Genomic DNA, 23,919 nt, shown 5'->3' on the forward strand with positions numbered 1-23,919 from the left:
TTGATCGCATGAGTAGCGAGAATCCAACGGAAGTCATTGAGCTCGATGTCCGCACCGATGAAATGTTGGTGAACATGGGACCGCAGCATCCTAGCACGCACGGCGTGTTGCGATTGGTCCTGCGTACCGATGGTGAAGTGGTCTCGGAAGCTGTACCGCATATCGGTTATCTGCATCGCTGCGCTGAGAAGATCGGTGAGAATTTAACCCCACGGCAGTTTGTGCCGTACACCGATCGCATGGATTATCTGGCCGGGATGAACATGAATCTTGGCTGGTCGTTGGCTGTTGAAAAGTTGCTGGACTATGATCTGCCTGAAAAGGTGAGGCACACGCGGGTCATTATTGCTGAGCTCAACCGGATCGCGAGCCATTTAGTCGGCATGGGAACGTATGGTCTCGACCTGGGAACGTTCAGCCCGTTTCTCTATGCCTTCCGCGAGCGGGAGAAGATTCTTGATCTCTTGGAATACGTCTGCGGGGCACGGCTTACCTATAGCTATATTACTCCCGGCGGGGTAACCGCTGATTTGCCAACCGGTTGGATCGAAAAGTGCTCGGCGTTCCTCGACCAATTCGAACCGCAGATTCCGGACTATCACACGCTTCTGACGACTAACGCGATCTTTATCAAGCGTACTGCCGGCATCGGTTTGTTGGCGGCTGACATGGCGATTGGCTATGCCTGTTCGGGGCCTGTATTACGTGGGTCTGGCGTCGACTACGATTTGCGGCGGGACGGAGACCCGCGGTACACGGCCTTGTACGAAGGGTACGATTTCGAGGTAGTGGTCCAGAAGGACGGTAGCTACCCGAAGGACCAAGTTTACCCGGAGGTTCCTAGCGAGACGGTGCTGGGGGATTGTTGGCATCGCTTTTATGTCCGGATGCTGGAAGTGATCCAAGCCATTAAGTTGATTCGGCAAGGAATGGAGTTCTACCAGAAGGCAACGGGTGATTGGGGAACCCCCATTAAGTTGAACACGAAATTGCCACCGGGTGAGGCCTATCTCGAAACGGAATGTCCTCGCGGCCACATGGGGTTCTATATCGTGTCGGACGGGGGAGAATCGATTCCGCGAAGAGCCAGAGCACGAAGTAGCTGTTTTAGTAACCTTTCGATCGTCGAGGAACTTTGCCGAGGTTGCCTAATTGCCGATATCCCAGCCATCGTTGGTTCACTGGATATTGTAATGGGGGAAATCGACCGCTGATCTGGTCGTAAGTCTTGGCAGGAAAGGGCGATAATGCCGGCCAAGTAGTTTTCGTCGGTCGATTGGGCCGTTATCATGAGGCCCGTACGCGGCGACGTTTCGCCGGCATCGAGAACGCACAAGGGACGCGCGCACGTGGGAGAGTACTTCGCAGGCTGGTTTCCCGCCGGATGGGAATTTCTGGGGTACACGCTTGCCGCGCTCATCCAGGCTGTTCTGCTGGTCCACGTGATTGCTCTGGGGGCATTCGTCTTCATCTGGGCCGAACGAAAAGTCTCAGGACGTATCCAGGATCGTCTTGGGCCAACACGCACCGGTGGAGCGTTCGGCTGGCTGCAATCGCTGGCCGATGGGATCAAGCTTCTCTCGAAAGAAGACTTGATGCCGAAAGACGCGGATCCAATTCTTTTTCGGTTGGCTCCATACGTTTCATTCGCTGCCAGTTTCGCGGCTTTCATGGCGTTGCCGTTTGCATTTGATTGGGTGGCGCTGCATATCAACGTCGGTTTGTTCTTCTTGATTGCTGTGCTCGGCTTGGAAGTCTTCGGCGTGATCTTGGCAGGCTACTCGTCTGGGTCTAAGTGGTCACTCTTTGGGGCGATGCGACAAGCAGCCCAGGTTGTTAGTTACGAAGTGCCACTCGGGATTTGCGTTGTCGTGCCGCTCATGATTTGCGGCACGATGGACTTAGTCGCAATCGGCGAGCAGCAGCGTGGCCTGTTTACCAACTGGCTGATCTTTCACGACCCGTTCATCTTCGTCGTGTTCTGGGTTTACTTTACTTGTGCCGTCGCCAGCGTTAACCGGGCACCGTTCGATTTGGCCGAAGCCGAAAGTGAGTTGGTCGCTGGCTTTTTGACGGAATATTCCGGCATCCGCTGGAGCTTATTCTTCATGGCTGAGTATGGTTCGATGATCCTTGTCTCAGCGCTGGCCGCGATCCTCTTTTTTGGCGGATGGAACGGTCCCATTCCTGTCTTCAGCGGCTTGATGGATCTTTTCCCAAATTACCTGGGTAACTGCTGGTATTTCGGAACCTTCGCAAACTTGTTCGGCGTATTGAACCTTTTGATCAAGGCATCGATTGGTGTGATCGCAATGATGTGGGTTCGATGGACGTTCCCGCGATTGCGTGTCGATCAAGTGATTACGATGTGTCTGAAATACTGCGTGCCGATCGCAGCCGTTTGCTTGATCGGTGTTTTGTTTTGGACCGCCCTTGGCGTGCCATTCTTCAATGATCTGCTGCCGGCTCAAGATCGTTCATTGGTGCGGGAGGGATGGGTCCGCGAAGCTGAGAAACGGGCAGCTAAGCGGATCGAACAATTGGAAGCAGCTGCGAAGATGTCAGCGAAAGGAGAGGTCGAATGAATCTCCTAATCGCGGTCGCTGACGCGACCATCAATTGGCATAGCGTTATGTTCTATGTGGTTGCACTGATTGCCTGTGGCTTTGCCCTGGTCGTGCTGTTTACCAATAACATCGTTCGCATGGCATTCGCCCTGATCGTTTCGCTGTCGGCCATCAGCGGACTGCTCTTTTTGGCGGGGGCGTACTTTGTTGGTTCGATGCAGTTGATGATTTACGTCGGCGGAACGGTCGTGTTGCTGATCTTCGGCGTCATGCTGACAGCGCAAAAGGCGTTTATCACGATGCGCACCGGCGCAGGCGACTGGCTGCTTGGCTTGCTTGTTGGGGGAACGTTTCTAGCCGTCCTGGTACAGTTGGCTTTCTCGATCCCGCAATGGGAAAGCTCGGACTATCAGTCGAAGTCGAACGAGGCCTTGACGGCCTACGTCGGAGAACTTGAGCAAGCAATCGAAGCGGGCGAAACACTAACGCAAGATCAGAGGCAGAAACTGGCACAGCTCGAAGCGGAAGCGACCCAAGGCGAACCACAGCGGGCCGGCGAAATCGGTTTGGCATTGGTGGGACTGCGTCCCGACAAAGACCCTCAAGCAAACGAAGGCCTGTCAGGCTATTTGCTTCCGTTTGAAATTGTTTCGGTACACCTTTTGGTTGTGCTGATTGGTGCGGCTTACTTGGCTCGTGCTAAGCGGCAACAAGGTTAGATCAGAAAAGGACCGACGAACCATGCAATTCTTCTACGAACCAATCGGCCTTTCGCATTACCTTGCGGTTGGAGCGTTCCTGTTCGTAACGGGAATCGTCTGCATGGCAACCAAGCGGAATGCACTGGGGATCTTGATGGGAATCGAATTAGTCCTCAACGGCGCGATTCTCAATTTTGTTGGTTTCGCCAGTCCCTACTTCCGCGAAGACAATCTCGGACTTGATGGCCATGTGATTGCTTTATTCGTCATTGTGTTAGCGGCCGCAGAAGCTGCCGTAGCGTTAGCGATTGCCTTGAACTTCTACAATAACCACGCGACGATCGACGTCGATAAGGCACAAGAACTGAAAGGTTGATGGAGACATTTGCCCCCTATCTTCCGATGCTACTCGCGACCGCGGTTTTGCTGCCGTTGGTTTCGTTCTGCGTGATTCTAGTGGCCGGGCCTCAATTGGGAAGCCGTGGTCGTGGAGCTTCCTATGTTGCCACGACGGCCATCGTTGGATCGCTCGTCTTGTCGATCTTTGCGACCGGGATTTGGTTCGGCATGCATCCGACCTCTGCGCCGCATAATGCTGAGGATGCAGCAGCAACGGAACACGCTGAAGAAACACACTCACCGCCCCCAGTACTCACAGGACATGGCTACACGATCGCTACGCTGGCCGGCACCGAGGTGTCGATCAATTACTACATTGATAGCTTGACGATTTTAATGTTCGGGCTGGTGACATTCATCGCGACGTGCATCCATTTCTATTCCACTGGCTACATCCACGACGAACTTCATGGTGTCGTCGATCACGAGGCAATCCGCCGTGATGGCGAATCGGTACGTCGGCCAGGGCGTTATGCTCGCTTCTTCCAGGCGTTGTCGCTCTTTTGCTTCAGCATGCTTGGTTTGGTGATCTCAGGTAACTTCCTGATGACGTTTGTCTTTTGGGAGTTGGTTGGGCTTTGCTCGTGGTTTCTAATCGGCTTCTATGTCGAACGTAACTCCGCTTCGACCGCCGCCAACAAAGCGTTCATCGTTAATCGGGTTGGCGACTTTGGCATGCTGGTTGGCATGATGACGCTGTGGGCCAGCTTAGGGACTTTCAATTTCGGCGATATTGATCGTGGCTCGGACGATCAAGGGATTTTTTCTTTGATGCGTAGCGAGCAGGATCATTACGCTCTGGTCGTTCCAGAAGGATTGGTACAACTTGCGGCCGCCGAAAAAGTAAAAGAGCTTGCCTTGTCGTCCGAAGCGTCGCTCAGCGCCGCACAACTTCAAGCGAAAGTTAACGAAAAGATTCCTCAGTGGCGTGATGGGAAGGCCGAAGGAGACGCGACTCGTTACGGTCACATACTCTTGATGATTGCTGGTCTTGGTATCTTTTGCGGATGCGTCGGCAAAAGTGCTCAGTTCCCGCTGCATGTTTGGTTGCCAGATGCGATGGAAGGCCCAACACCTGTCTCGGCTTTGGTTCACTCGGCCACGATGGTTGCGGCGGGCGTGTTTCTGGTCGCGCGATCGTATCCGATCTTCTTACCCGAAGTGCTGCTGGTGATTGCCTGTATTGGCTGTATGACGCTGCTCATCGGAGCATCGATCGCCATCGTCGCAACCGACATTAAACGTGTTCTGGCCTACTCAACGGTCAGTCAGCTTGGCTACATGATGCTGGCCTTGGGCGTCGGCGGTTGGGCGGCCGGCGTGATGCATTTGGTGACGCATGCCTGTTTTAAGAGTTTGCTGTTCCTGTGCTCTGGGTCGGTAATCCACGCAGTGCACACCAACGAAATGCCGCAGATGGGCGGACTGCGTCATAAGATGCCGTGGACGGCTTACACCATGTTGATCGGCTGTTTGGCTATTGCCGGGGTCGGGATACCTTCGGCATTGGGAATCTCATTCGGGCTTAGTGGTTACTACTCGAAGGATGCCATTCTCGAACAGATTTACTCATTTCGCGTGCTGAATCCTGTGTGGGGCAACGTCTTTTTTGGAATCGCAGTTGGTGGTGCTGTGCTGACGGCATTTTACATGTTCCGGATGTGGTACTTAACGTTTGCTGGCGAGCCAAGATCGCAGAAAAAATACGATCATGTTCAAGAATCACCTAGGGTCATGGTCGTACCGTTGGTCTTGTTGGCTGTGCTCGCTGTTGCCGTAGCTTGGCCAGTTTATGATTGGATCGGATTTCCGACCTTGGCTCGCACGATTGAACAAGCTCGTCCCGCCGGGATTTGGAGCGACATGAGCGGACAGGCGTGGCACGTGGTGCTGCCGGAAGAATCGAAAGGGCATGCTGCCAATGTCAAAGGCCCAGTTGGCCTGATTGCCTTCGCGGCCGCATTGGGCGGTATTATGCTCGCATCGGTCTTTTACTTGTGGCGAACGCTGGATGTGGCGGACGTACGTAAGACCTTTGTTCCGGTCTACGGTTTCCTCTTTGGGAAGTGGTACTTTGACGAGATCTACAACATCGTCTTCGTTCGTGGAACCTTGCTGATCGCCGCGATGGTGGCTTGGTTCGATCGCCAAGTGATCGACCGTTTTGTCGATGGCTTGGCTTGGATGGCCGTCGCGATCGCACGTTGTGGTGACTCCTGGATCGATCGACGTGGCGTCGATGGCTTGGTGAATTGGTTCGCTGATCGGACCTACGAACTCGGTAGTCGCCTTCGCGGCGTTCAAACGGGCCACCTGCGGCAATATGTGATGTTAATCGTGGCAAGCACAGTAACGTTGTTTTTGATTTTGAGTTTGTGGACTTACTCCTTCGCACGTTAGACCCCCAACGCTGGCCTGCCGAAAGGCAATCGCATGGATAACTTTACCCTTACCATCATCACCTCGCTGATCTTCACGCCAGTGTTGGGGGCAGTCGTGTTGTTGTTCCTTCCTGCGGAAAACAAGCCACTGCTGCGATGGTTTACGCTGCTGACGACTTTGCTCGTGATGCTGCCGACACTATGGATCGCGATGCCCTATAGCGATCAGCTGAGTTTTCAGATCGACATGGCTGGCGTCCAGAAGGTTATTCAGCTGCCATGGATTCCCTCGTTTGATATTCAGTTCTTTCTCGGGATCGATGGAATCAGCTTTCCTTTGCTCATGCTAACCGCCATCATTTCCTTTTTAGCGATCGGGGCGAGTTGGACTATCGATAAGCACGTGAAGAGCTACTGCGTGCTTTATCTACTTCTGTTGGCCGGAATGATGGGGGTCTTCCTTTCGCTTGATTTCTTCCTGTTCTATATCTTCTGGGAAGTGATGCTGCTGCCGATGTATTTCCTGATCGGCGTTTGGGGGGGGCCGCGGAAGGAATATGCGGCAATCAAATTCTTTCTCTACACGCTCTTCGGTAGCGTGTTGATGCTGATTGCTGTGTTGATGCTTTACTTCAATAGCGACCTGCGTCAGCTTTCTACCGATCAGCTTGATGTTGCTCATGTTGCCGCCTGGGACGAATCAGGCAAGCTGCTCACCAGCGAGGCCTACAAAACACAGCTCGATGCGGCAAAGTACCCAGTCCACACGTTCAACATTTTGGCCCTCCAGCAATTAGGGCAACACACCGACGTGTTCGATCAAGCACTCTTGTTTGGGAGATCGATCCAATGGTGGGCGTTTGTGCTGCTGTTCATTGGTTTCGCCATCAAGGTCCCTAGTGTGCCGCTGCATACCTGGCTGCCGGATGCTCACGTTGAAGCTCCGACGCCGATCTCGATGATCCTGGCTGGCGTGCTGCTAAAGATGGGGGGCTATGGAATCGTGAGAATCTGTTACCCGATTTGCCCCGACGCGGGATACGACCTGGTTTGGTTTGTCTGCTCGATTGGTGTCATCAGCATGGTTTACGGCGCCTTCGCCGCGCTGGCCCAGAAGGATTTTAAACGAATGGTCGCTTACAGCTCGGTGAGCCACATGGGCTACGTCGTGCTGGGACTGGGGGTATGGAGTGCAACCGTCGGTAACGTCTTTGATCCGGTTTCATGGAGCATGGGGGTCAAAGGAGCGCTGTTTCAAATGATTGGCCACGGCATCAGTTCCGCGGGCATGTTCTGTATGGTGGGCGTGATCTACGATCGCGTTCATCATCGCGAGCTCGACAAGTTCGGCGGACTATACGGAAAAATGCCGGTCTACACGGCGATGGCGATGTTGCTGTTCTTCGCCGGCTTGGGGCTACCTGGTTTGTGTGGTTTCATTGGCGAAGCGTTCGTTGTCCTTTCGGTTTGGAAGTTGAGCGGGGCACTCGCGGTCGTTGCCGCTGCGGTGGTGATCTTGACGGCTGGCTATATCTTGTGGGCCATTCAACGTGTTTATCTCGGGCCAGAGTATCACGGGCCGCATGAAGACGATTTGAGTGAGATAACCCCACGCGAGTTCCTCATCGCCCTGCCCTTGTGTGTCCTAGCCGTTGTTCTGGGCGTATTCCCGAACACCGTATTCCGCTATATGGACAGTACGGTCGATCAGCAAATTGCTGATCTAACCGAGTGGACCGAAGAAGTGAAGTACCCGCGTCTGCGTGCCGAACGTGAGGCATCGCAGGAAGATGAAGTGGCCGCGAAAGATTAGCACCGAGCTGTTAGCCTGATATGTTCTTCACTTTGGTGAACCATCTGACGTCCGACACACTCGCCAGCCTCATGGGATTTGGGGCGGAGTTAGTGTTGTGCGCGACAATCGTGGTGATCTTGCTGGCTCGGATGTTTCGCTTCTCCGAGAAAATCGACTCGGTCTATTTCGCGTTGGTTGGTACCATCTTAGCGATTGCCGTTCTTTCTCCCCTGGCACCATGGGATGTTAGCCAAAGCCCGGCTCGCATGGTCCCCATCGGCGCCTTGCCTCGCATTGAACTGTTTACAGGGATGTTGGTGAACGACGGCTTTGCGGTGGTGACGAAGACGCTGATGCTCGTCTTTCTACTGCTGTTTTTTATCTTAATTAAGCTGACCCGGGCTCACCGAAAGGAAGATAATACCGACTTCATTTCGCTCATTCTAGGTTCCGCACTAGGCATGTTTTTGATGGTCTCAGCCAATCATATGCTGGTGGTCTTCCTCGCGATCGAGATGGCCTCGGTTCCCTCCTATGCCCTTGCTGCGATGCGACGACGCGATCCACGCGGTTCGGAAGCGGCGCTTAAGTATGCCGTGTATGGCGCCGGTACGGCTGGGGTGATGCTTTACGGAATCAGTCTTCTATGTGGGATGCTTAACTCGGCCCATCTGCCGACGATGGCGGTTCGTTTGAGTGAAATGGCCGAAGCAGGACTCTCTCCGGCGCAAAATGTCATGTTGGTCATGGCGGCTCTGATGATTCTCGCAGGTCTGGCTTTTAAGTTGTCGGCCGTGCCGTTTCATCAATGGTGCCCTGACGTGTTTGAAGGAGCAACCGCGGAAGTGGGGGCATTCCTTTCGGTTGCGTCCAAAGCTGCTGCCTTGGCGCTGCTTCTTCGTGTTGCTTTAGGCTTAGGTGCAATCGAATCGGCTCCTCAGCCGCTGATTGCCATAAGCGATACCTCCCTATCCGTGGCTGATATAGACAACGCCGCAAACTTAAATCCGGAAGAGCCAACGCCGGGTGACGCGATGCAGCCAATTCGGAGTTTCATCGCGCTGCTCATTGCCGTTGTGGCGGCGGTCACTTGTACCTTTGGTAACTTGGCAGCTTTCGCACAGACGAACATCAAACGTTTGTTGGCTTACTCTACGATTGCGCATGCTGGTTATATGATGATGGCTGTGCCTCCTATTTTGACGCTCGCGCCCTCAAATCCGGAGGCTGCCGGAGCGTGTGCGGGTTACTTGACACTTTATGTGGCGGTTTACTTGCTGATGAACCTCGGGGCATTCGCTGTCGCGGCAATAGTGCGTGATGTGACTGGTAGCGAGCAGATCTCCGACTATGCCGGGATGATTCAACGCAATTTGCCCATCGCAGTTTGCTTTACCATCCTGCTCGTGAGCTTGGTCGGTCTGCCTCCGCTGGCAGGTTTCATTGGCAAGTTCGCGGTGTTTGCTGGCTTGGCTCGTGGCTATCTACTTACCGGCGAAACTTATTTAGTTGGACTGCTTGTCGTCGGTTGTTTGAATACGGTGATCAGCTTGTTCTATTACTTGCGAGTGGTGAAGATCATGACGATCGATCCCATCGATCCCGATGCGGCTCCAATGCAAGAGTCGCCCGGCGTCTTGCAAGTCGGTTACCTATGGGCCATTACCGCACCGGTTCTCGTATTGATTATTGCTTGGGATTTCCTGAACGTCTGGATTCAGGCTGCCGTTCGAGGATTAGTTATCTAGATTTCATGGATTCCGCTGGCATGCTGCCCGACGATCAACATCAATTACTCAATCGCATTGCGGCGCTGCATCATCGTTCGTTGCCGACTTATTTAACGTACGCGAAGCCATGGGTGCCGACCGGGAAAGAAGACGAAGCCCTCGTGATCGACGACATCGCTGCCGATCATCACGACTTAGTCGAGCGCGTTTTGCATGAGCTAGAGAAAGACGATCGCCCGGTTCACCTGGGGGATTTCCCCATGGACTACACCGATTTGAATGATCTTTCGCTCTCCTTCATTCTGAATGAGATTAAGATCTACGAGCGGAATCTTTTGGCGACGCTAGAAGAGTTGGTTCAATGGGCCGATAAAGATGGACCTGTCTATCGATTGACCAACATCGCCATCGGCATGACCGTTGGGCACTTGCAGAACCTGGAAGAAATGGGAAACCAATCCCCTTCAATTCATTCGTGAATGTTGCGACGAATGTAATGGCCTGCCTCAAATTCTCTGTTTAAATCTTACAAGGAGTAGTCGCACTCGTGGAATGGTTCGATACGCACGCTCATCTGTTTGACGAAGGATTGTTACCGCAAATAGAAGACGTTCTGGCCAGAGCCAAATCGGCTGGAGTGGCAAACATTGTTGCGATTGGTACGACACTGGAAGATAGTCGTATCTGCGTTGAACTCGCGGAACGATTTCCTCAAGTCTATGCCTCGGTTGGGATTCACCCCAATCACAGTGCCGAGGCTGGTGAAAGTGACCTGAATGAAATCGAAAAGCTACTTTCTCATGAGAAGGTCGTCGCGATTGGTGAGACTGGGCTCGATCGATATTGGGACTTCGCACCGATCGAACTTCAGAAGGAGTACTTTCAGTGGCACATTGCAAAGTCGCGTGAATATCGAAAGCCGCTCGTTATTCACATGCGTGATTGTCGTGAAGATATCGTTGAGTTCCTTGAGGCCTCCCAATTGGACGGACCTCTTTCCGGGATTTTGCATTCATACACAGGTGATGTCGAACTAGCAGAACTAGGTGTCGCGTGTGGTCTACACATTAGCTTTGCTGGAATGCTGACGTTCAAACGGAATCAAGAACTACGCGATGTTGCGAAGACTATTCCGGAGGATCGGCTGTTGGTAGAAACGGACTGCCCTTATCTCAGTCCCGAGCCATACCGCAAGCAGCGGCCTAATGAGCCTGCTTTGGTCGTGCATACCGGAACCTGTTTGGCAAACGAACGAGGGATTAGCCCTGCCGAAATGGCACGCATTGCGACTGATAATGCGCGAAAGTTATTTGGTATCCCTAGCGAGTAGAAGCAGCATAACTCGTGACCTCGGTTGAGACACGAGATGGGTTCGTTAAAATACGGAAACAGAAGACGAACTAATTGAACACCCAACCTAGGACCTTAATCGATGGTTAAGACCGCCAGCACCATGCTACCATTGGGGACGACTGCTCCCGATTTCTCGCTGCTCAATGTTGATTCAAAGACCGTTTCGCTCGCTGACTTTGCCGATGCCAAGGCTTTGGTCGTGATCTTCATGTGCAATCATTGCCCTTTCGTAAAGCACTTGGCTTCCGGATTGGCGGAGTTCGGTCGCGAATGCCAAGCTAAGGGAGCGGCCGTGGTGGCAATCAGCTCGAACGATGTCGCCAACTATCCCGACGACTCACCTGAACAGATGGTGCATGAAGTCGAGAATCGTGGTTATACGTTCCCATACCTGTACGACGAGGATCAAAGCGTCGCTCAGGCCTACAAAGCAGCGTGTACGCCCGACTTCTATGTGTTCGACGCCGATAAGAAGCTGGCCTATCGCGGGCAGTTCGATGCCAGTCGTCCAGGAAACGATGTACCTGTGACTGGCGAAGATTTGCGTAAAGCGGTCGACGCCGTACTTGCTGGTCAGGAAGTCCCTGAGCCACATATGCCAAGCATCGGTTGCAACATCAAGTGGATTGCCGGGAAGGAACCTGCCTACTTTAACTCAGCTGGCACCGCATAGTCACAGCGAGCCAGAGTTCGATCTTAAACGGAACCAGCGGCCTTACTGAGTCGAGATCCTTCGGACAGGATCCGGACCATTTCGGCCGCTGATCCTGTTTTGTGAAGCAGCGTTCTCTGCTGCGAAGCCCAGCTTGGTCGATTTGCAATGACATTGCAATGTTCTAAATAATCAACGCACTGCAAGCGTTTGGCCAGCGGAGCGAGCGCCGTCACTAAACGCTGTGTCATTTCTGGAACGGTTTCAACGTCGAAAGTGAACGAGTTCACCAAGCGTGCGGATGTTCCAAAACGTGCGGCCCGCCACTTGTTCTGGCGAACCATCATGGGATGGCAGTCGTGCTGGTAGGCACCTTCGTCGATCTCACGCGAGAGATAAACAATCAAGCACTGGGTCATTGCGGTCAACGCCAAAACGTCTTCTAAGCTGCCGGGCATGTCGCAGACACGCACCTCGACGGTACCGAAATTATGATGGGGTCGTACATCCCACCAGATTTCGCGAATCGTGTTGATGAAGCCGGTATCGACCATGTGGTTGACGATCCAGACATATTCGCTCCAGTTGCGCATCAGTGTCGGAATACCAGCGGTTGGTAGGCCTTCCATAATCTTGGTGCGGTGCGAAGCAAGGCCGGTATCGCGGGCTTCCCAGAAAGGACTGGAACTGGAAAGAGACAACAGCAGCGGTAGATACTGCATGATGCGATCACATATCATGACCGCTTTATCGCCTGACTCGACCCCCACGTGTACGTGCAGACCTTGCGTGACGAGACGACGAGCCATCTCTTGCAACAGCTCCAGGAGGTCGAGGTAGCGTTGGTTGGGCGTTACCTTTTGCTCACTCCATTTTGAAAACGGATGAGTTGCTCCCCACCATAGGCGCAGATCAAGCTTGTCGAGGACCGCCTCGATTTGCTTCACCTTCCGGCTCAGGTCTTCCTCGGCTTCCGCCACAGTGTGACAGATGCCGGTGTTGATCTCGAGGCAGCACTGCATCAACTCGGGCTTATAGAGCTCGCGTTTTTCTTCAGGGAGACCTTCAAGTACACGATGAATGGCCGACGACAATTCCATCGTCTTGCTGTCGATGAGACCGAGTTCCAATTCAACACCGAGTGTGGGGTAGTTGTTGGAACGAAACTCGATTTTCGTCATGGGTTCGTCCTAATCCGGGGGCGAATCGTGATGAGATGATGTACGGGAAGTAAGCAATTGCTGATGCCACCGCGAGCCAGGCTCGAAAGCGGCGACAACACTGCGGGCAAGCAGGTTCGAACCAAATGGGAGGACTCGTTCATCGATATCAAAATGGGTACTGTGCAACATCGGCCAATGATCGCTGCCAGGTGTAGCGCAACCAAGACGAACCATGGCACCAGGCACATGATCTAAATAAAACGAGAAATCTTCGCCTCCCATACTAGCCCGAGGGATGTCGTAAACCCCTGGCATGCCCATCAACTCGACGCAGCTTTCTTTAAGAAGATCAATCAAATTAGCGTCGTTTCGCACGGCATCGGTGCCGAGCTCGAATTGAACATCAATCTCAGTTTGCGTCGCCATGGCAATACCTTCCGCGATCCGGTGAATATGCTGGATGGTATCGAGACGTGTTTGTGGCAATAGCGTCCGAAGTGTTCCGTCGAGCTTAACGGTCTCGGGAATGACGTTCGGACTTGCCCCACCATGGATTTGCCCAAAACTGGCCACGACCGCTTCGTGCGTTTGCGTGACACGTGGGAGGGCTAAGTAGAGCGTATTGATCAGCTGAGCCGCGGCGGCGATTGGATCGTTGGCTTCGTACGGTCGAGCACCGTGGCCACTTGAGCCGTGGATCGTGATTCTGATTTCTTCACAGCTTGCGGTGAGTTCCCCTTTGCGGAAACCGACCTTCCCGAACGGAAGGCCCGGCTCCATGTGGGTTGCCATAATGGCGGAAACGTCCTCTAACGCTCCGGCCTTGATCATGTCGCGAGCGCCCGTGCAGATTTCTTCCGCGGGTTGAAAGATAAAACGGGCTCGGATCGGCCACGGCAGTTCGCCGTTGCGTGTCATCTGCTGCAAAGCTTGAGCAGCACCGAGAATGACCGTGGCATGGGCGTCGTGGCCGCACGCATGCATTACGCCATCTTTCCGGCTGCAGTAATCGACCTCTTTGCAGTCGTGAATTGGAAGGGCGTCAATATCGCCACGCAGTGCAATTGCTGTCGAGCCATCATCGTCGAATGTGTCGAGATCGGCGATGACGCCACGACCATCAGGACCCATGCGAACGGCTAGGCCAAGATCGCCCAGAATCTGATAGAGAGTCAGGCTCGTTTGGAATTCTTCACCGGAAACTTCCGGGTTGCGATGCAGATTACGCCGAAATTCGACCAACGATTCACTGAGTTGGTCGATCTTCGCGCTCAGTCGCGATTGCCAAGCAGTCATTCTGTGGGGCATTCCTCTCAAAAATAAGGGAAGCAGGTACTCCAATTTTACCATGCAATTGGAGTACCAAGCATCCTTAATTTGAAAGGCGTCGGCCCTTAACCAGAAACGAATTCCGGTGTGATCAGTTCTGGGATGGCTCCAAGTTCGTAACCTTCCTTCAAAAACCGGGTTACCGATTCGCGGCCACGGTCGCCGAAGTCGATCGTCCAATCGTTGACATACATGCCAACGAATTTGTCGGCGAGCGAATTGTCCAAGCCACGCCCGAACTGTAGGGCGTAGTCGAGTGCGGGCTGACGGTTCTCGAGACCATACACGATGCTTTCTTTGAGCAACCGTGTAACTTCACGAATGGTTTCGTCGCCCAGGTCCTTACGGATTCCATTAGCACCCAGTGGCAAAGGAAGGCCGTCGGTTCGATCGTGCCACCAGACGCCCAGATCGACAATCAACTTCAGATCTTGTCGTTGGTAGGTGAGCTGACCCTCGTGGATGATCAAGCCAGCATCGATCTTCTTGCCTTCAAATTCACCTGCGGCTGTGACCTCGATGATTTCATCGAAAGGAACAACAACGTGTTCGAATTCTTGGCCCAAGTACATCCGCAGGCCAAGAAACGCTGAGGTAAGCGTGCCTGGAACGGCGATCGTCTTTGTTTTCAGCTCGTCGTGAGAGAGGTTTTCTTTCGCGATGACCATGGGGCCGTAGTTATCCCCCATGCTCGCGCCACAAGAGCAGATCGCGTATTTATCGTGCAGGTGAGCGTAGGCATGGATGCTGATCGCGGTCAGCTCGAGCTCGCCTGAGAAGGCACGGCGGTTAAGTGTTTCGATATCGACCAATTCGTGCTCGAACCGGTAGTTGCCGGTATCGATCTTGTCGCAGGCCAATGCGTAGAACATGAAGGCATCGTCCGGGTCTGGACTGTGCCCAACACGGATCAGTTGTTTCTCGGCCAAGATTCTGGGTCCCTGATAGGGTGCGCGGTGGAAATACAAACCATCCATTGTTGCGTGGATCGACGTTTTCCATCAACCAGGGAACCGAGGGGAAATCGCCGCAATAACGGCTGATTTTCCGCCAGTTGGGGGAATTAAGCGGGGTTAGGCATCAAAAGAAATGCCACCACCGGAATTCCCGTAGTAGTCGCTGCTTGGATCGTAGCCGAAAGCGGTGTTCGAGCGATTGCTCGAATCGTCCTCAGAGGCGTCGAATTTGCCCATAATTTCTTCGGCATCTGACGATGTAATTTCGCGCTCTTGTTCGGAAGGTCGCTCAAGGGCTTCCGGCTCTTTCACGCACAGTTCTTCCCAAGTCACGCGTTCTTCATCAAGGACTTTGATCACCCCATCTAAGCGATGATATTCGTCCTGGGCATGTAGATCGGTCAGCTCTTGAAAGATGAACATGTAGATTCCCGCCACATCCTTCATCAGTTGCGAACCGTCAGGCTTGATGTTGCTCAAGATCAGAGCCACGATCTCGCGACATCGAAGCAACTTTTCCCAAGCTGCTTCTTTCTCGTCCTGATCGTGTAAGTGTTGGGCCTGATAGGCGTAGCGAATCGCTCCATTGATCATCATCAATTGCAGCTTCTGCGGGGTTGCCGTGAGAACTTCCGTTTCCAGATAGCTGTTTGGCGAATCGCTGTCGAAGGTCATTTGGGTCTCGTCTGCTGTCGGGAAAAGCGGATGCGGGTCCTACTCTCGGTATTATCGGCCAAAGTCGGGAAAGCCTTTGAAAGAATAAAACTTGCTGCGGTTTTTACGTTCCATCGGGTGAGATGTAACCAATACCATCCAACGCAGTCAAATTATTTTGAAGTTTCCCGATTGTCTCTTCCAGGTTGTAAAACTGGGTCAGCAGTTGTTCTTGCTTTCTGGCAAGACGTTCGTTCATCGATTTAATACGGTCGGTGTTCAAGTCAGCACGTGATTGCAACGTTTGAGCACGACTGACCAGCATCGAGTTCCCTCGGCCAGCGAATTGTTCCGTTAGATTGAAAACTTTATCAGCGAATCCCGTTGTTTCTTCGGTGAAGAACTTTTCGACCCCTTCCGGATCGCTTGCGAAGGCGGCCTTCAGCTTGTTGGTATTCAGGCTCAGCTTGCCTGATTCGTTCACGTCGAATCCGAGTTGTTGGAGCGATTGAATCTTTCCGAGGCTGGAAAATCGCGAGGTAAGAAGTCCCCCTAGCTGCGTATCGATGCGGAGGGCTTCACTAGAGCCGAATAGAATCCCCGTCGAGCTATCGGATTCGTTGAAGAAGGTCTTTTCGTCGAGTTTGTCGCGCAATGCGTTGTATTGCGTAACAAATTCATTCGCGACACTCAGCAATGATTCGTCTGAGATCTGGACATTAACATTGATCGGAGAAGTCGACGCCTCGTTCACCTTGAGTGAGACCCCATCCAGCACTTCCGTGAATGTATTGCTGCTGGAAGAGGCAAGAATGCCAGCCGATGCATTGGATGCCGAACCAAATAAAAGCAGGGCATCTTGTGCTTCAACAATTTCATCAAAACGAAACTGGGACTGGCTCGAGTCCAGCACAACCCGTCCGTCTTTGCCTGAAGTCTCACTGACCAGGGATAAGCGATAGGGATTGGTACCGGAACCTGTGTTCAGGATGCTGGCTGAGAGGCCCACATTGGCATCGTTGAGCTTGGTCACCAAGTCTTCGATGGTATCCCCATCTTCGATTTCGATTGTGGTGACCTCCGAACCTTCGATTACGGTTCGGGTAACTCCATCGACTTCCTTCTCGACGCCAGTTCCTGCTAGCCCGAGGTCGGCAGCCGTCTGCGTCGATCCGCTTTCGCTAACGGTTAGCGTCCCGGAACCGGTCGACTTGTCGATCAGCACGATTCCGTCGCCGTTATCATTGATCCTGGCTTCAACGTTAAGGGTCAATTCGGAGTTGATCTTGTCGATCAGATCACCAACCGTTTCAATCGATGGATCGGTAAGATCGAATTGGCGAGCTTGACCCGCGGCGTTCCGAACCAGGAACTTGCCACGCTCAATGCCCTGCCCTCCCTTGAGTTCGTCCAGTTTGGTGTCTTCGTTGACAAACTGGCGATGGAGGCTGCCGGAGTTGACGTTCACCGAAGTTGAATCGGTTTCAATTTTGAGTAGCGTCGCGGTCTCGCTCGCGTCGGCATCGGCAACGATGAAGTTGCTGCTAAACTGTCCGCTCGTATCGGTTAGCGAGATGCCGTTGCCCGCCTCATTCAACTTTGCTTTGACCGATAGTCCGGAGTCATTGATAAGTTGCAGGACGTCTTCCACCGTTTCGGCTGACGATAGGTCGACATTCGCCGACGCGCCACTACGATCCGTGATGGAAATCGTGCCGAGATCACCCAGCCCGTTCCCTCCGCCGAGCGACGATAGAAGTGTCGTCTTCAATCCTGACTGAAGCCGATCGCTCGTAAGTGTTGCGCCCGAGGCTGTCCCTGTGAGACCAAGATCTTCTGCCGTCGAACTATTGTTGACGCTGGAAACCGAGAAGGTGCCACCGTTATCGGTCGATAAATCGATCAGTTCAATGTGATCGCCGTCGCCACTAATCTGGGCTCGCAGCTTCGTGGGGTCGACCGCGTTAATGACATCGATCAATTCGCCAAGTGTCTGCGGCGTGGAAGCTTCCGAAGCTGCACCGGCACTCGTGGTTGCCGTCGCCGAAGCGTTAACGATTCGATCGCCAGTGGCTCCGCTTGGCTTCGCTGCCGTGAATCGAGAACTGACATCCGAATTACCATTCAGCGCCGCCACGACATCCGTGGCGGTGGAAGCACCAGCGTCAATTCGAACCGTGATTGTTTTCGCATCTTCGTCGAATTCGACAACCTCGTTCCCCTGAGTCACGGCACCGTCGGCAACGTATTTTAGGACGTAGTCATCATAAGCTTCCCCTTTGACTTTCGCCGTCAGGCTGACCTGGCCATTGCTCGCATCGTCAGGCGTTGTGGCCGTCGACTGCTGAATTCCCCCGGAGGTGATTGCTGTATCAGTCACGTCCACCAGGCCGCTTCCATCGCTACCGGTTCCATTGGAAGCCGTGAACAACGGACCGACGGTCGGGTTGTTGTTGATCGCGTCAATGACATTCGTGCCGGTGGAGTTACCAGCGTCGATGTGAACGGTTAGCGTTTTGTTTTGCGGATCAGAATCGTCGTAAACCACCGTTTCCGAGCCTGCAGTGACTCCAGCGTCGTCAACAAAGATGATCGTAACATCATCGTATGTGCCGCCCGTGGAGTCGGCCGTCAAGGTGATTGAGGCGTTGGGATCAACGGATGTCGTGGTCGCCGAAGCATTTCCCGTCGTGGCAGACGTTGTGACGGAATCCTTGGTCGGATCAATCACTCCATTGCCGAGGCCGCTGTTAACCGTACTTGCCGAGAAGTATTGGCTGGCCGTCGCGTCATTTGCGAGGGCCGAAACAATGTTGGAAGCCGTCGTCTTTCCGGCATCGATCTGGAAGGTGAGCGTCTTGGCGTTGCCGTCAAACACCACCGTTTCGTTACCTTTGGAAACGGAGGCATTATCTTGAAAGATGATTTGGACGCCATCATAGGCGGCACCACTCTGGACCGACGTAAAATCGAGACGTGCATCCCCTGGCTTAATCGTGGCACTGGCGAAATCTTCTGGCGCAGCTGCTTTGCCCAGTTCGAGTTCCAGCGAAGTACCATCGCGTAACGAAACAGAAAGGTCGGCACCGTTACGATTTAAGCTGATCCCACTGCCATCATTCAGCGAGGAAAGAAGAGTATTGGAATGCAGGTTCAGTAGGTCATCGCCTGCTGCGGTATTTGAGGCGACGTTGATTCCTTCTAGCCCGAGATCGGCGGCGGTTGTTCCGCTTCCAACCGCTTGAACAATAAGATTTGACGATGTTTGTCCGGAAGTGTCTGTAAGCTTGATCCGATCGCCATCGACAGATGCCGTGACCTGAATCGTATCGTTGTTGTTGATGGCGTCCAGGACATCGTCGATGTTCTGCGCATAGCTCAAATCGATTGAGGCACTTGCGCCACTACGATCGGTGATACGAATCTTACCACGTTGAACCCCCTGACCAGAATTGAGCTCGTCTAGGGAGATCCCATCGTCCAATTTCGGGCCGTGATTGATTTGGATCGAACCGCTGCTGAGTGGTTGCGTTAACGAAGAGACGCCCGAACTCAACAACTGCTGAGACTGAGCTGTTCGAACGGGTGTAAACTGGTAATTACCTGTCTTCGGCGTACCGGTAACCGTTGCGGAAAGAAACGTTGTGTTCGAGCTGGTCGCCTTGGCGGCAGTGAAAATACTCGACTGCTGAAACTTCTTAGCAGTGAACTGGAAGCTGAGCACGCTGGCGGTCAGTTCCGCAATTGCTTTCGCTTCATCGTTGATCAGTTCCGTACGACTGACGAGAAGATCACGCGGCTGTGCTTCAATTGCTAGCAGTTGCTTGACGGTATCCTGGATCGGAATACCGGTCACAAGACCATTGGTTGCCTGAATGCCTGCCATGGAGATCGATCAAGTGGGTGAGCTTCAACTCACGCAATAGTTCCCGAGGGGCTCCGCGTCATCTTAAGTATCGACTACTGGGAGGAGTTGGCTGGATAAATTTTCCGATTAGGTAGACTTGAATGGCTACTGTTTGCCACAAAAAACGCCCGACCATTTCTGATCGGGCGTTTATATGGATAGCCTAGGAATTGAGTTTCCGTTATCGGAGGAGACTCAAGACCGATTGTGGGTTCTGGTTGGCGATACCCAGCACCGAAGTACCCGATTGGACCAGAATCTGAGCTCGCGTCAGCTTGGCCGATTCTGCTGCAAAGTCAGCGTCACGGATCGAGCTTTCGGCATCGGTCAGGTTGGCCAACGTGTCGTTTAGGGTGTAGATGTTCGATTCCAGAGTCGTTTTCTGGAACGCACCCAATCGACCACGAAGTTGGGTAACCACACCGATCACTTCGTCGACGATGCTTGCAGCACCACCAACGTCAGCGGTCAGGCTCTTGGCACCACCAGATCGCAGCTCGAACAGACGACCGTTCACGCCACCCAGAGTCGCCGTGCTGACGCTCTGAATACCGAGACGGGCTTGCTGGTTGCTGACAACGTCTGGACCGAGTTGGAACAACGCACCACCACCGGAGATCTGGAACTCGAACTTCGAGCTGTCGCCGACGTCGGCACTCAGCGAGAAGCTAATGTCGAGCGACGAAGTGTTGATCGAAGCACGCAGACCGTCACCGACGGCTTGGATACCGTTGATACGAACGTCGACGTCCGTACCGTCCGAGCGGTCCGAGCTGTCGCCGACAGCGTCGGTCAGGTTGAACGTTCCGCTCAACGCTTTGACACTGACGAAGCTGTCCGAACCGTAACCGGTCGCTTGGAATGTGAGGCCCAGGTTCTCCAGGTCGGAGTTGCCTTGCAGCTTGGCACCTTGGACGCTTCCGTTGTCGACAACGCCACCCGAAAGTGTCGCGGTATCGTCGCTGGTAACCACGCCTGCACCCGTACCACCCGCCGAAGCGGTGAAGATCGCGGCAATGTCGGCGTCGTATTGCGATTCGCTGGACGTGAAGATGTCTTCGATGTCCGCAGCGGTCGTCACGCCTTCTTCGACGAAGAAAGTCAGCGTCTTGCTGGCGGCATCGTACTCGGCACGTTCATCGGTACCACCGGTCACCGAACCATCGTTGACGAACTGGATCGTAACGTCATCGAAGTCAGCACCCGTATCAACTGCCGTGAAGGTCAGCTGTGCGTTTTCGCCGTTCACAGCGAAAGTCGTACCCGAGGCTTGCGAATCAACCAGGTCGGTTCCGTTGGTTGCGAAGGTGATGTCTTCGTCAGTAGCCGTCAGGACACCGGTGCCATCGCTTCCACCGGAGTTGGTGACACTGATTCCACGCGTGGTCAGTTCAGCCAAGGCGTCTGCGGCGTCGCCGGAGTCGCTGATGAACTGGCTAGGATCATCGAAGAACGCAATCAGATCGTTTGCGGTCGTCTTAACGATACCGTTTTCATCTGTTTCCAGATTAACGATCAGCGTACCTTCCGACGTGACTCCACCGGTTGTTTCGGTCGGAATGGTCAGATCGGCAATGGTCACAGCGTCCGAGCCATCGCTGGAGCCGTAGTTTTCGGCACCAAAGAATTGGCTGACATACGCGTCGTTGTTGACGGCGTCGATAATGTCTTGAGCCGTGGAGACGCCGTCTTCGATGTTGACAGTCAGCGTCTTGTTTTCTTTGTCGAGGGTCACGTACTCATTCGAGCCACCAGTAACTTTCGCGTTGTCCACGAAGTTAACCGTGTAGCCGTCGTATTCCGTACCCTTGAGCTTGGCCTTGATCGTGAACGTACCGTTAGCATCGGCGTTCTGGAACGTGGCCGAAGAGAAATCTTCGACGCGTGGGTCGGTCGACGTGTCGATGCTCAGACCCGTCCCAGGATTCGAGACGTAACGAATGTTCGGTGCCGAATCAGGAGCCAGGAACTGCAGGCTGTTGTTCTGCTCTGGAACACCCGAGGAAGCGTAGTTGCTGAACTCGGAGACAACGCCGTAGCCGTTGTTGCCGGATTGCAACGAAGCCGTGACCTTGTCGTTACCCGAAGCGTTGTTGATCGCTTCGATAACGTCGTTGGCTGTTGCGATGATTTCGCCACCGTCAACGCCATCTGCGGTCGTCGTACCGTAAGTACCCGTGAAGGTCACCGCACCAGCACCCGTACCGTTGGTTTCAACCAAGGCAGCGGTGAACAGGGCCGCAGCAGCCGAGTTGTTCGAGGTCGTTGTAACAGCACCACTATCACCCACCGCAATAACACCAGAACCGTCACTTCCGGTAACGTTAGCTGCAGCGGTGAACAATGGACCAACCGTACCGTCGCCGTTGATTGCAGCGATGACTTGGTTTGCCGTCGAAACACCATCTTGGATGGTGACCGTCAAGGTCTTGTTGTCAGGATCCGAGTCATCGTAGACAACGGTTTCCGAACCAGCCGTACCACCGCCAACGAAGTTGATCGTGACGTCGTCCAACGCCAGACCGGTCGAGTCGGACACGATGGTGAAGTCGGAGTTCGCAGCGGCACCATCGACGACAGCCAGCGGCGTATCGGAAAGGGTGTGCGTGTTGTTAATCGCCTTGACAATGTCATCGGCGGTCGACGCGGCGTTTTTGGTGATCGTCAACGTCTTGGCGTCGGCGTCGTAAACAGCGGTTTCTTGACCCGAAACGGCACCGTCAGCGAAGACGATCGAAATATCGTTGAAATCGGCCCCAGCTTGATCAGCCGTGATCGTGAAGTCGTTGTCGGTACCTGCGGTATCAACAGTGACCGACGCGGCTTCAAAGTCCTTCACGCCGAGAGCAACTTCGATCTGTGCTGGATCGCTACCAACAGGCGCGGTGTAAGTTGCGGTCGTGGTGGACGACGTGCCCTTGGTGTACTTGATGCGGACGTCGCCAGCTTCGAAGCCTGCTTCGTTGGCAGTAAGGAGAACGTCGTTGTTCTCGCCGAAGCTGGAAGCGACGATCGTACCCTTGGTGGCGGCCGTTTCCAAAACAGCTTCCACGCCGGTGGCGTCCGAAACCAGGTTCACAGCGGAAGCGACTTCTTCGATGGTCGAACCCTTGGCGAAGTTGAACGCTTCTGTACCGTTGCCGCCGCCGATTTGCAGCACGACATCTTCAGCGATGGCACCAAAGTTGTAGTTCAACTGGCCGCGTGTGGCTTGCTTAACAACGTTGACTTCAACGCCGATCGAGGCGGAAGAACCGAAGTTAGCTTGGTCGACACGCAGGCCTTCGATCGCGGACGAATCGACGTCCTGCGTGATGAAGTCCAGGTTACCGTCGAGCAGACGCTTGCCTTGGAAAGATGTGATTTGAGCAATACGGTCGATGGCTTCCAGCGACGAGTCGATCTGCAATTGGTTCGCAGCGACTTGGTCGTCACTCAAGGCACCCGTATTAGCGGCTTCTGAGATCAAGCCACGGATGTCGTTGAGAAGCTGACTGACCTGGCCGAGAGCACTGTCGGCCGTAGCGATCAACTGGTTAGCACGTTCACTATTGGTGATCGCCTTTTCCACGTTGGTGATATCGCTACGCAGAGCTTCACTAGCGATCAAACCAGCGGGATCGTCCTTACCGCGGTTGATACGCAGACCGGTGCTCAAACGGCCCAGTGCCGTTTGCAGGTCATTGTTCGATCGCGCCAGAGTGTTCTGGGCAACCAAAGAGCTGACGTTGGTATTAATTCGGGTCATTTTAGGACACCCCTCCTAGTTGAGGACTACGTTTGTTGCCAACCGAGACGGGGAGTCGTGACTCAGCTGGTGCGGCTGCAAAACGCAGCCCCGAAATATTGGTAACGAACGACTATCTATTTCGAGTGGGCCACTCGTCGGGCATACAAAACATGTAAGCCAATCTGGGCTTGCCCCTATCCATCAGTTTCCTTGAGCTAGCTATGCGGACTGCGCATGTTGCTCGAGGATTCCGAAACATCTAAATGGGAAGATCGTCACACTTTGACACTAGCTTGAGATAAAGGCATTCTTTTTCCTTAATGATCGAGTTCAGCCGACTTGCACGGCTTACCGATTCGGCATAGCCAGAACAGGCCCTACAAACGCAAACCGAGATTCAAACGCTTGCAAGTTGCTGATTGATAGCGCGGAACGAGATGAGAGTGCGAATTGCCCGCAATTTCTCGCATAAAAAGAAAAAATCCGCGCACGGAATTGCACGAATTCGTGGCCTGCTCCAGGAAGGATTGACAGGCAAGAGATGACCGGTGACGATCGGATAAAAACCGCCGTGATGGCGTGCGGTTTGCCGAAGTAAAGCC

General features: G+C 53.7%; 16 protein-coding genes. 10 read left to right on the forward strand and 6 right to left on the reverse strand.

Going from position 1 to position 23,919, the window contains the following annotated elements; all coding sequences use genetic code 11:
* Positions 1 to 8 precede the first annotated feature (8 nt).
* From C5Y83_RS02460 to C5Y83_RS02505, 10 genes are all read left to right on the forward strand, one after another.
* Complete coding sequence (locus C5Y83_RS02460; RefSeq protein WP_105328065.1) at positions 9 to 1,214, forward strand: NADH-quinone oxidoreductase subunit D; 1,206 nt, start codon at positions 9 to 11, stop codon at positions 1,212 to 1,214.
* A 135-nt stretch (positions 1,215 to 1,349) separates the two neighbouring features.
* Positions 1,350 to 2,585, forward strand: a complete 1,236-nt coding sequence (nuoH, locus tag C5Y83_RS02465) for an NADH-quinone oxidoreductase subunit NuoH (protein WP_105328066.1) — start codon at positions 1,350 to 1,352, stop codon at positions 2,583 to 2,585.
* On the forward strand, positions 2,582 to 3,286 hold the full coding sequence (locus C5Y83_RS02470; protein WP_199194967.1) for an NADH-quinone oxidoreductase subunit J: 705 nt from the start codon (positions 2,582 to 2,584) through the stop codon (positions 3,284 to 3,286). Before nuoH ends, C5Y83_RS02470 begins: the two co-directional genes overlap by 4 nt.
* Before the next feature lie 22 nt (positions 3,287 to 3,308).
* Positions 3,309 to 3,644, forward strand: coding sequence for an NADH-quinone oxidoreductase subunit NuoK (nuoK, locus tag C5Y83_RS02475; RefSeq protein ID WP_105328067.1), 336 nt, complete (start codon positions 3,309 to 3,311; stop codon positions 3,642 to 3,644).
* On the forward strand, positions 3,644 to 6,067 hold the full coding sequence (gene nuoL, locus C5Y83_RS02480; RefSeq protein WP_105328068.1) for an NADH-quinone oxidoreductase subunit L: 2,424 nt from the start codon (positions 3,644 to 3,646) through the stop codon (positions 6,065 to 6,067). Before nuoK ends, nuoL begins: the two co-directional genes overlap by 1 nt.
* 33 nt (positions 6,068 to 6,100) lie before the next feature.
* On the forward strand, positions 6,101 to 7,861 hold the full coding sequence (locus tag C5Y83_RS02485) for a NuoM family protein (protein ID WP_105328069.1): 1,761 nt from the start codon (positions 6,101 to 6,103) through the stop codon (positions 7,859 to 7,861).
* A 20-nt stretch (positions 7,862 to 7,881) separates the two neighbouring features.
* Positions 7,882 to 9,591: an NADH-quinone oxidoreductase subunit N gene (locus C5Y83_RS02490; RefSeq protein ID WP_105328070.1), complete on the forward strand. Its 1,710-nt coding sequence runs from the start codon at positions 7,882 to 7,884 to the stop codon at positions 9,589 to 9,591.
* Positions 9,592 to 9,611: 20 nt separating this feature from the next.
* Positions 9,612 to 10,052 (forward strand): hypothetical protein, encoded by a 441-nt coding sequence (locus tag C5Y83_RS02495; RefSeq protein WP_146117599.1) that lies wholly within the window; start codon positions 9,612 to 9,614, stop codon positions 10,050 to 10,052.
* Between the two features lie 68 nt (positions 10,053 to 10,120).
* Positions 10,121 to 10,903 carry a TatD family hydrolase gene (locus C5Y83_RS02500; RefSeq protein WP_105328072.1) on the forward strand — a complete coding sequence of 261 codons (783 nt, stop codon included), beginning with the start codon at positions 10,121 to 10,123 and terminating at the stop codon, positions 10,901 to 10,903.
* 102 nt (positions 10,904 to 11,005) lie between these two features.
* Positions 11,006 to 11,599, forward strand: a complete 594-nt coding sequence (locus C5Y83_RS02505) for a thioredoxin family protein (protein WP_105328073.1) — start codon at positions 11,006 to 11,008, stop codon at positions 11,597 to 11,599.
* A 23-nt stretch (positions 11,600 to 11,622) separates the two neighbouring features.
* Here the strand turns inward: C5Y83_RS02505 and C5Y83_RS02510 are convergent, their stop codons facing one another.
* The 6 genes from C5Y83_RS02510 to C5Y83_RS02535 all read right to left on the reverse strand — a co-directional run bounded on the left by C5Y83_RS02510 (position 11,623) and on the right by C5Y83_RS02535 (position 23,335).
* A complete protein-coding gene (locus C5Y83_RS02510; protein WP_105328074.1) occupies positions 11,623 to 12,759 on the reverse strand; it encodes a YbdK family carboxylate-amine ligase in 1,137 nt (378 codons plus the stop codon).
* A gap of 9 nt (positions 12,760 to 12,768) precedes the next feature.
* A complete protein-coding gene (locus C5Y83_RS02515) occupies positions 12,769 to 14,037 on the reverse strand; it encodes a M20 family metallopeptidase (RefSeq protein WP_158262199.1) in 1,269 nt (422 codons plus the stop codon).
* 98 nt (positions 14,038 to 14,135) lie between these two features.
* Positions 14,136 to 14,999 carry an MqnA/MqnD/SBP family protein gene (locus tag C5Y83_RS02520; protein ID WP_233207048.1) on the reverse strand — a complete coding sequence of 288 codons (864 nt, stop codon included), beginning with the start codon at positions 14,997 to 14,999 and terminating at the stop codon, positions 14,136 to 14,138.
* Positions 15,000 to 15,143: 144 nt separating this feature from the next.
* Positions 15,144 to 15,701 carry a flagellar export chaperone FliS gene (fliS, locus tag C5Y83_RS02525; protein ID WP_105328077.1) on the reverse strand — a complete coding sequence of 186 codons (558 nt, stop codon included), beginning with the start codon at positions 15,699 to 15,701 and terminating at the stop codon, positions 15,144 to 15,146.
* A gap of 103 nt (positions 15,702 to 15,804) precedes the next feature.
* Complete coding sequence (fliD, locus tag C5Y83_RS02530) at positions 15,805 to 19,566, reverse strand: flagellar filament capping protein FliD (RefSeq protein WP_105328078.1); 3,762 nt, start codon at positions 19,564 to 19,566, stop codon at positions 15,805 to 15,807.
* Between the two features lie 202 nt (positions 19,567 to 19,768).
* Positions 19,769 to 23,335 (reverse strand): flagellin, encoded by a 3,567-nt coding sequence (locus tag C5Y83_RS02535; RefSeq protein WP_105328079.1) that lies wholly within the window; start codon positions 23,333 to 23,335, stop codon positions 19,769 to 19,771.
* Between the last annotated feature and the right edge of the window lie 584 nt (positions 23,336 to 23,919).

The organism is Blastopirellula marina, assembly GCF_002967765.1.
GTDB classification, from domain to species: domain Bacteria; phylum Planctomycetota; class Planctomycetia; order Pirellulales; family Pirellulaceae; genus Bremerella; species Bremerella marina_A.